The sequence below is a fragment of the Microvirga massiliensis genome (assembly GCF_001006805.1).
GTDB lineage: Bacteria > Pseudomonadota > Alphaproteobacteria > Rhizobiales > Beijerinckiaceae > Microvirga > Microvirga massiliensis.
In genome coordinates, this window is record NZ_LN811369.1 from 23,016 (window position 1) to 32,806 (window position 9,791).

The 9,791-nt window shown below is 61.5% G+C and carries 6 protein-coding genes; 3 read left to right on the top strand and 3 right to left on the bottom strand.

What is annotated here, in order from left to right:
- Nucleotides 1–204: 204 nt before the first annotated feature.
- From BN1233_RS38230 to BN1233_RS38240, 3 genes are read left to right on the top strand one after another with little or no spacing between them, the layout of a single operon-like run.
- The gene (locus BN1233_RS38230) at nucleotides 205–2,151 is read left to right on the top strand and encodes a PrkA family serine protein kinase (protein WP_046868915.1); all 1,947 of its coding nucleotides are present in this window, start codon (nucleotides 205–207) and stop codon (nucleotides 2,149–2,151) included.
- Nucleotides 2,152–2,173: 22 nt separating this feature from the next.
- Nucleotides 2,174–3,484, top strand: coding sequence for a YeaH/YhbH family protein (locus BN1233_RS38235; RefSeq protein ID WP_046868916.1), 1,311 nt, complete (start codon nucleotides 2,174–2,176; stop codon nucleotides 3,482–3,484).
- Nucleotides 3,481–5,025 (top strand): SpoVR family protein, encoded by a 1,545-nt coding sequence (locus BN1233_RS38240; RefSeq protein ID WP_046868917.1) that lies wholly within the window; start codon nucleotides 3,481–3,483, stop codon nucleotides 5,023–5,025. The genes BN1233_RS38235 and BN1233_RS38240 overlap by 4 nt, the downstream gene beginning before the upstream one ends.
- Nucleotides 5,026–5,484: 459 nt before the next feature.
- Here the strand turns inward: BN1233_RS38240 and BN1233_RS38245 are convergent, their stop codons facing one another.
- From BN1233_RS38245 to BN1233_RS38255, 3 genes are all read right to left on the bottom strand, one after another.
- Complete coding sequence (locus BN1233_RS38245; protein WP_244471010.1) at nucleotides 5,485–7,398, bottom strand: TRAP transporter permease; 1,914 nt, start codon at nucleotides 7,396–7,398, stop codon at nucleotides 5,485–5,487.
- 156 nt (nucleotides 7,399–7,554) lie between these two features.
- Nucleotides 7,555–8,496 (bottom strand): TAXI family TRAP transporter solute-binding subunit, encoded by a 942-nt coding sequence (locus tag BN1233_RS38250; protein WP_046868918.1) that lies wholly within the window; start codon nucleotides 8,494–8,496, stop codon nucleotides 7,555–7,557.
- Between the two features lie 279 nt (nucleotides 8,497–8,775).
- Nucleotides 8,776–9,447 carry a cyclase family protein gene (locus BN1233_RS38255; protein WP_046868919.1) on the bottom strand — a complete coding sequence of 224 codons (672 nt, stop codon included), beginning with the start codon at nucleotides 9,445–9,447 and terminating at the stop codon, nucleotides 8,776–8,778.
- Nucleotides 9,448–9,791: the final 344 nt, after the last annotated feature.

Here is a 9,791-nt window from a genome sequence, read left to right on the forward strand (position 1 = left end):
GGCGAGTTGCTGTCACGCTTCGAGACGAGAGCCGGCACCGAACCAGCTTGCCGGTGTGCCGCCTTCCGGGCGTGCAACAAGACACTTGCAGAGCCGAGACGATGTGGGAGACTCGACCGCATCGGATTGTCACGTAGCGGCATCAGCAACCTTAGCGCTTTGATGTCGTTGTCTCATGGACGGTTGTGGGCCCAGTAGGTACCGATGCTTCCCTCGAACGACTTCTTTGCGAACTATTCTCGCTCCTACGAGACGCGACGCGAGACGGAGTTGACCCTCGCGGAATATCTCGAAGGATGCCGCGACGATCCCATGATGTATGCGAGCACTCCGGAGCGGATTCTCGCGGCCATCGGCGAGCCGGAACTCGTCGACACCGCCCGGGATCCCCGACTCGGCCGCATCTTCATGAACAGGACGATCCGGGTCTATCCCGCGTTCTCCGAGTTTTACGGGATGGAGGAGACGATCGAGCGGATCGTCAGCTTCTTCCGGCACGCTGCGCAGGGCCTGGAGGAGCGCAAGCAAATCCTCTACCTCCTGGGCCCGGTCGGCGGCGGCAAGTCCTCCCTGGCAGAGCGCCTCAAGGCTCTGATGGAGGTCCATCCGATCTATGTCCTAAAGGCCGGCAACGAGATCAGCCCGGTCTTCGAGAGCCCTCTCGGACTTTTCGACCCTGAGCAGGACGGCCCTCGGATCGAAGAGCGCTACGGCATCCCGCGCCGGCGCCTCACCACGATCATGAGTCCATGGTGCCTGAAGCGGCTCGACGAGTTCAAGGGGGATATCTCCCGGTTCCGGGTGGTGCGGATCGTGCCGTCGCGCCTCCGGCAGATTGCCGTCGCGAAAACCGAGCCCGGGGACGAGAACAACCAGGATATCTCCTCGCTCGTCGGAAAGGTCGACATCCGCAAGCTAGAGACGCTCTCGCAGGCCGATCCCGACGCCTACAGCTATTCCGGCGGGCTGAACCGCGCCAATCAGGGCATCCTCGAGTTCGTCGAGATGTTCAAGGCGCCGATCAAGATGCTGCACCCCCTGCTGACCGCCACCCAGGAGGGGAACTATGTCGGAACCGAGAACATCGGCGCGATCCCGTTCTCCGGCATCATCATGGCGCATTCGAACGAGGCCGAGTGGCAGAGCTTCAAGGCCAACAAGAACAACGAGGCCTTCATCGATCGCATCTACGTCATCAAGGTGCCCTACTGCCTTCGGGTCATGGAGGAGCAGAAGATCTACCAGAAGCTGATCCGGACCTCTGAGCTCGCGGGCGCCCCCTGCGCACCGGCGACGCTCGAGATGCTGGCGCAGTTCTCCGTCCTTTCACGGCTTCGTGAGCACGAGAATTCGAATCTGTTCTCCAAGATGCGCGTCTATGACGGCGAAAGCATCCGTGAGGTGGATCCGCGCGCCAGGAGCCTGCAGGAATACAAGGACACTGCCGGCGTCGACGAAGGCATGGACGGGATCTCGACGCGGTTCGCGTTCAAGGTGCTGGCCGCAACCTTCAACCACGATACGGTCGAAGTGTCCGCCGATCCTGTCCATCTGATGTATGTGCTGGAACAGGCCCTGCGCCGAGAGCAGCTGCCGGCCGAGACGGAGAAACGCTACATCGAGTTCATCCGCGCAGAGCTGGCGCCTCGTTATGCGGAATTCATCGGGAACGAGATCCAGAAGGCATATCTCGAATCCTATCACGATTATGGGCAGAACCTCTTCGACCGCTATGTCGATTACGCGGATGCCTGGATCGAGGATCAGGATTTCAAGGATCCCGATACCGGACAGCTCCTCAACCGCGAGCTCCTTAACCAGGAGCTCAGCAAGACCGAGAAGCCGGCCGGCATCGCGAACCCGAAGGACTTCCGGAACGAGGTTGTCAAGTTTGCGTTGCGGGCTCGCGCCGCCAATGCCGGCCGCAATCCGTCCTGGACGAGCTACGAGAAGCTCCGGGAGGTGATCGAACGGCGTATGTTCTCGCAGGTCGAGGAGCTTCTGCCTGTCATCAGCTTTGGATCCAAGAAGGACACGGAAACGGAAAAGAAGCACGGCGAGTTCGTCCAGCGCATGATTGCCCGCGGTTACACCGAGCGGCAGGTGCGTCGCCTGGTCGAGTGGTACATGAGATTCAAGCAAGCGGGCTGATGGGCCCCGGAGTAGCACTTCGATGCATATCATCGACCGACGCCTGAACCCCGGCGGAAAGAGTCTTCCCAACCGCCAGAGGTTTCTGCGTCGCGCGAAGGCGCTCGTTCAGCGCGCGGTTCGCGACACGGCGGTCGACCGGGACGTCAAGGACCTGAACCGCGGTGGCGAGGTGGCCATCCCGACGGACGGGATCCGCGAGCCAACGTTCCGGCGGTCCGGCACAGGGGGCATCAGGAACTATGTCCTGCCGGGCAACAAGAAATTCATCGAAGGCGACACGATCGAGCGCCCGGAAGGTGGTGCCGGCGCGGGCGGTTCCGAGGGCGGAACGGACGGAGGCGGCGAGGACGAGTTCCGGTTCATGTTGAGCCGCGAGGAGTTCCTCAAGCTCTTTCTCGACGATCTCGACCTCCCGAATCTCGCGAAGAGACGCCTCGCGACGACCGAGGTTCATGGAATCAGACGAGCCGGGTTCACCTCGACGGGATCGCCGGCCAATCTCGCGCTGACCCGCACTCTTCGGAATTCTCTCGCCCGGCGCATCGCCATGCACCGCCCGGGTCGTGACGAACTGGCGCGGCTCGAGGCCGAAATCGCGGCTCTCGAGGAAGCGAGGGGCTCACAGGACGAACTCATACGGCTGCGCGACGAGCTTGCACACCTCCTGCGCCGGAGCCGCCAAGTCCCCTACATCGATCCCGTCGATCTACGTTTCCGTCGCTTCGAGCCCTACCCGAGGCCGATCACACAGGCCGCCATGTTCTGCCTGATGGACGTGTCGGGTTCGATGACCGAACACATGAAGGATCTCGCCAAGCGGTTCTTCATGCTGCTGCACATCTTCCTGAAGCACCGTTACCAGCACGTCGAGATCATCTTCATTCGCCATACCCATGAAGCGAAGGAGGTCGACGAGCAGACCTTCTTCTACAGCCCCGAGACGGGAGGCACCCTGGTTTCCTCGGCGCTGCTGGAGATGCAGCGGGTCGTCGAGGCCCGGTATCCGCCGGAGAATTGGAATATCTATGCTGCCCAGGCATCGGATGGCGACAACTCTCCTCAGGATGGCAGCACCAGCGCAGCGCTCCTCCGTGAGGTCATCCTTCCCGTCTGTCAGTACTTCGCCTATCTCGAAGTCGGGAGCGAGCACAGCGAGAGTTCACTCGGCTTCGTCGCCCACAAGACCACGCTCTGGCGTACCTACGAAGCCGTGATGGATACGAGCGGCACGATGGCGATGCGCAAGGTGAACCACCGCCGCGAGATTTACCCGGTCTTCCGCGATCTCTTCAAGAGACGCGGCGCGGGAGCGGAAGCGAAGGTCCCATGAAGCTGCATACGACCAACGACCTTCTCTTCTCGGGGAACGACTGGGACTTTGGAATGATCCAGCGCATCCATGATGCGGTGGAGGAAATTGCACGCGGTGATCTAGGACTTGATGTTTACCCGAACCAAATCGAGGTGATCACCGCAGAACAGATGCTCGACGCCTATGCCTCCATTGGCATGCCGCTGTTCTACAAGCACTGGTCGTTCGGCAAACATTTCGCGATGCACGATGCCGGATACCGAAAGGGGTTCATGGGCCTCGCCTACGAGATCGTCATCAATTCGAATCCGTGCATCTCGTATATCATGGAAGAGAACACGGCGACGATGCAGACGCTCGTGATTGCCCACGCAGCCTTCGGTCACAATCATTTCTTCAAGAATAATTACCTGTTCCGTCAATGGACCGACGCCGACGGCATTCTGGACTATCTCGCATTCGCCAAGAGCTACGTGGAGCGCTGTGAAGAGAGGTACGGACACGCGGAGGTCGAGCGTCTGCTCGACGCAGCCCATGCCCTCATGTCTCACTCGGTCCACCGCTATCCGCGCAAGCGGCGTCCGGATTTGCGCTCCGAGGAGCGCCGGGAGCGGGAGCGACAGGCCCATCGCGAGCAGACGTACAACGACCTGTGGCGCACCATTCCGACGAAAGGCAGCAGAGACGACAAGAAGCTGAGTGAGGAGCGGCGGCGCGCTCTTTTCGAACTGCCGCAGGAGAACATTCTCTACTTTCTCGAGAAGACCGCCCCTCGTCTCCAACCCTGGCAGCGGGAAATCCTGAGGATCGTCCGACATATCGGGCAGTATTTCTATCCGCAGCGTCAGACGAAGGTCATGAACGAAGGCTGTGCGACCTACTGCCACTACTGTATCATGAACCTCCTGCATGAACGGGGCCGGATCTCGGACGGCTCGTTCTTCGAATTCCTCCAGTCACACACGAACGTGGTCCGGCAGCCTGAGTTCGACGAGCGTGGCTTCGGCGGATTGAATCCCTATGCGATCGGCTTCTCGATGATGCGGGATATCGAGCGCATCTGCCTGCAACCGACCGACGAGGACCGGACGTGGTTCCCAGAAATCGCAGGAACCGGCGATGCCATGTCGGTCCTGCGGGACACCTGGGCGAATTACCGGGATGAAAGCTTCATCCTCCAGTTTCTCAGTCCGCGGTTGATCCGGGAATGGCGCATGTTCCATCTCGTCGACGATCCCGACGATCCGGAACTCAGGGTCGAGGTCATTCACAACGAGCGCGGCTACAGGCGGCTGCGGCAGTCCCTGGCACGCGAATACGACGTCGCACGGGTCGACCCCGACATTCAGATCATCGATGTCGATCTCGCCGGCGACCGCCGCCTCGAGCTCCAGCACTCGGTGCTCAACCATATCCTCCTCCACAAGGAAGACGTCGACCAGGTCCTGCAGCACCTTGCAGACCTTTGGGGTTATGGCGTCCACCTGAAGGAGGTCGATCAAACGACAGGCGTGCTCCTCGCCGAACACACGGCACGGGCGCGAACGCCGTTCTGCTGAATTTGGGCAGTTACGATCTATTCTTCGTAGAATTCCACCATACGATGCAACGCCCCTCTGTCATCGTGAACGGAGCGAAGCAGTCTAGCGGCACTGCAACTGTAAGGCTGGATGGCTTCGCCTGCGGTTCGCAACGGCGCAGTGGGCTTGGAGACTACTTCCGTTTCCGGCAGGGCTCTTCCCTTTCTCATGCCCGCACCGTCATTGCGAACGCAGTGAAGCAATCCAGCGGTGCATCCGTCGACGGGTAGATTGCTTCGCCTCCGGCTCGCAATGACGGTGAGGCGGCGGAAAGGGCAATGCATCGCGCCTCCGGCTCGCAGAGACGGTGGGCAACCTCTCGGGCTAGAGACCTGCGGTTCGCAAGGACGATGTGGCACTGAGACGGGCAGCGCATCACGCCTGTGGCTCGCAGTTCGGTCATGACTGGGGTGCAAATCTGAGTATCGTCTCCCAACCTCAAGATCCCGCAGGCCCCCTAACGATTACTGACGGAGCACTCCGCCGGTTGCGCGCGAACTGGCCGGCGATGACGATTCCGGCCAGGATTGCGCCGGCCAGATCGGTGAGCAGGCCCAGCTTGATGAGGCAGAAGGCCGCCGCGACGAGGAGAATGCGTTCCCATATAGCCGCCGCCGTCAGGAGATAGCCGTGCAGCCCGGCGGCCAGGAGCAGTGCTCCGGCCGTTGCGGTCATCGTTGCCGGAATAATGACCGTCCATGGGCCCTCCATCAGCAGCGCCGGCTCATAGACGAACATGAAGGGCACGATGAAACCCGCCGCGCCGATCTTCACGGAGGCGAGTCCGCTCTTCCAAAGGTCGGCCTTGGCGAGGCCCGCCGCCGCGAAGGTCGCAAGCGCCACAGGAGGCGTGATGGCCGACAGAATCGCGAAGTAGAAGGCGAACATGTGGGCGGCAGGCGCGACCACGCCGAGCTTGATCAGCGCCGGCACGAGCAGCGCCGTCATGATGATGTAGGCCGGCGTCGTCGGCATGCCCATGCCGAGCACGATCCCGGCGATCATGGTGAGGATCAGGGCCAGAAGCAGGGTGCTCTGGGCGAGGCCTACTACGACCTGCGTGAAGACGATCCCGGCGCCCGTGAGGGATACCACCCCGATGATGATGCCCGCGCAGGCACAGGCGAGTGCGACAGAGAGCGCGTTCCTCGACCCGTCGACCATCGCCTCGAGGACGTTGCGAAGAGTGACGTTGACGCGCGTCGAGCCGCGCAGGGCCGCTACCGGGAAGCACAGGATTGTCCCGACGAGGGCCGCCATCGGCGCACTATAGCCCGAATACAGAACGAACAGGATAGCCATCACCGGTAGGAACAGATGCCCGCGCTCGCGCAGCACTGCGCCGAGCCGCGGCAGCTCAGATCGCGGCACACCGGCAAGTCCCAGGCGCTTGGCCTCGAAATGCACGGCGCCGAAGCAGGCAAGGTAGTAGAGAATCGCCGGGATGAGCGCCCAGAGGATCACCTGCCCGTAGGAGACCTGCATGAACTCCGCCATCACGAAGGCTGCGGCACCCATGATCGGCGGCATGATCTGCCCACCCGTCGACGCCACTGCCTCTACACCGGCCGCGAAATGGGGCTTGAATCCCGAGCGCTTCATCAACGGAATGGAAATCGGGCCGTCGACCATGACGTTCGCGACTGCGGAGCCCGAAATGGTGCCGAAGAGGCTCGAGCTCACGACCGAGACCTTGCCGGGGCCACCGGCCGTGTGGCCTGTAAGGCTCATCGCAAAGTCCATGAAGAGCTGACCTGTTCCGGTGCGCTCCATGAAGGAACCGAACAGGACGAAGATCATCACGTATGCGGCCGAGACCCCTAGCGGTATGCCAAAAATGCCCTCCGTGGTCATGAAGAGCTGATCGAGCAAACGCATGGGCTCGACGCGGGCGACGAGCAGTCCATAGGCCAGGAACACGATCGCGGTGAGCGGCAGTGCCCAGCCGATGAGGCGGCGTGTCGCCTCCATGATGATCACGACCAGCAAGGTCGCGAGCGCCATGTCGGCGGGGGTCAGGTCGTCGATATAGTAGATGCGGTTGACGACATAATCGTAGTTGACGAACAGATAGAGGATCGGCGCTGCCGAGAACGCGAGAAGCCCATAGTCCAGGAGGCTCGGGGGCTCGCCTGCTTTGGCGGCCGTGCGACGGAACAGCAGGAACGTCAGCACCAGCGCGAAGAGCAGGTGCGTGCCGCGAAAGATGATCGCCTCGGGCGCACCCGCTGCGATCGCCCACATGTGGTAGAGCACCATCGCCACTCCGACGAAGCCGGCGAGCAGGCGGACGATGCCGCCATGAGAGAAATCGACTCGCATCGGTTCCGTCGTGGTGTCGGTGGCGTCCATGACGATGCTCAACTACTAGAGACAAACGAAACCCACCAAAACTGCACCGGGGTGATGAGCGCATGCCCTTTCATTCCCGGTGGGTCAGCTCCGTCGGTGGAAAACGAACAGGTAGCGAGTACCGCGCCGCTGCACCGGCAGCAGCGCGGCTTGGTCTCACATCGTCTTCACGCCGATGCCCTGTTCCTTGTAGAAGCGCGCCGCACCGGGGTGGAACGGCACGCCGATGTCCTCCGCCATCTCCTTGGGCGTGAGCCCCGCCATCGCCTTGTTCGTGGCCGCCATAGAGGGCACGTGTTCCGCCATGGCCTTGGTCATGCGGTAGACGGTGTCCTCCGGCATGTCGCAGGAGGCGACGATATGGGTAGCGTAGCCGATCACCTTCACGTCCGTGTCCTGCTTCGGGTAGGTCCCCTTCGGCACGGTCACGAGCGTGTAGCCGGGATTCATCTTCTTCATCTCGGGAAGTGAGCCGGACAAATCGAGGAGCTTCACGTCCCGCGCTGCTGCGAGATCCATCACCGAACCCGACGGGATCGCAGTGCCGAGCGAGAAGGCCTGGGCATGGCCGTCCTTCATCTGCTCCACGGAATCCGTATAGGAGACGAAGCTCACCTTCACGTCGTTGTAGCTCATCCCGTGGGCCTTCAGGAGCTGCTGCGTGATCAGCTCGCCGGTATTGCCGCGGGGCTGGGTGGTGATCGGCTTGCCCTTGAGATCGGTCACCTTCTCGATCCCCGAGTCCGCCGGCACGAGCACTTGAAAATACTGGGGATAGAGCGTTGCGACGTTGCAGACTTTCTTATGCGGCTTGGTGAACGGCGGATTGCCCATGAGCGCATCGACCGTCGAAATCGAGTTTCCGAAGCCGACTTCCGTCTTTCCCTCCTCGATTCCGCGCACGTTTGCGATGCCTGCCCCTGGCAGGGACTGGACACTCGTGCCCGGAATGGCCTTCTCCCACATATCCTTGAGCTGCCCCCCGAGTGGAACCCAGACGCCGCCCTGTGGGCCGGTCATCAGGCGGATCTCTGCGGCCTGTGCGCCGGTTGCAGCGAAAAAGGTCGTGGCTGCAGCCAGCAGCATGGTCTTGAGCATCTGTCTCCTCTATCCTTGTTGCACCGCCGCGGGTCGAACCACGACGGAACGTGCTTCTGCCGGATTAGCCGGCAGAAACTCAGGTCCGCAGGCGCATGATCGTTCCTGGCTCTCCTCCGGACATCAGCCTCTCACCGGCCTGGGGGAAGCGTTCCATCCTGAACGAGGCACGTCAAGTCGAATGGCGAAGTCGCCCCTTTTTGCAATGCAGCAAACGAACAGGGTTTGCAGTCAATCGTGACAGTCGCTCCCGACAGATGGCAGCGCATATCTGGTGCCTTACAGCTGAAGCCCTTCGATCGCAAAGGCACGCGCCGGTGCTCCGTCTGCATGCGGGATCAAGAGCGGAGCAGCACACAGGAAGGTCCGCGGGTTCTCGAGCGCACTCGTGTTGACCAGATATTCGATGAGAGTAATCCCCGCACTGAGCAGCACATCATGAGTGACGTGCTGCTCATTCGGAACCGACTTGCCCTCGAGGAGAAGGCGAATTGGATAGTCCTGGGGAAAGTCGAAGGCCACTGCAGCCGGCTTGCGTGCAAACAGCCACTCGGCCGCTTCTCGCGTAAGCCATGGTGCATCCGTCCAGAAGGCAGGCGATCGATAATCCCGCTTCCTGTCCCATCCAGCCGACAGGAGAAGGATTTCACCATCAGGACCTCCAGGATCGGCAGCCGCGAGACGATCGGGCCCGATCGCGGTATTCGGCTCCACATCTCGAAGATTGATTACCCGGCAGGGGCCCACCACGTGTCGAAGAGGAGTTGCCTCAATGGTCGGAGCACGGGCGACGAAATGCGCCTGTGCATCGACATGCGTAAAGCCATGGCACGTCGTCCCGATACGCGTGATACGGAACTGGTCCCCGGCTGAAATATTGCCGCTGACTCGCACCTCCGGCTTCCACCGGAAATGCTCTTCAATGGGCATGCTGAGGTCGATGATCTGCATTACGGGCCCTTCCAGCGCGTGAGGATTGTTCTTGATGTCATGGCTGTAATCGAAACGCGACTTTGCCGCAGATTCGGGCGGCGCCGCCGGATTGTCCGCGCGCTTAGTCCGGAGTCTCAGGGCAAATCGGCGACAGGTCTAGGGGCAGTTTGGCTACGATCATTCGACTCCCATCTCGCTTCGCTTGCCGCCAGCTCTCACACCACCAGCCGGCCTCCATCGACCGTCAGGGCAGACGCTGTCACGTAGGATGCTTCATCGGAAGCAAGCCACAAAATCGGAAAGGCGACCTCGCGCGGATCGGCCCAGCGCTCGAGAAGGCAAGTGCCGAGCGCCTCGCCTCT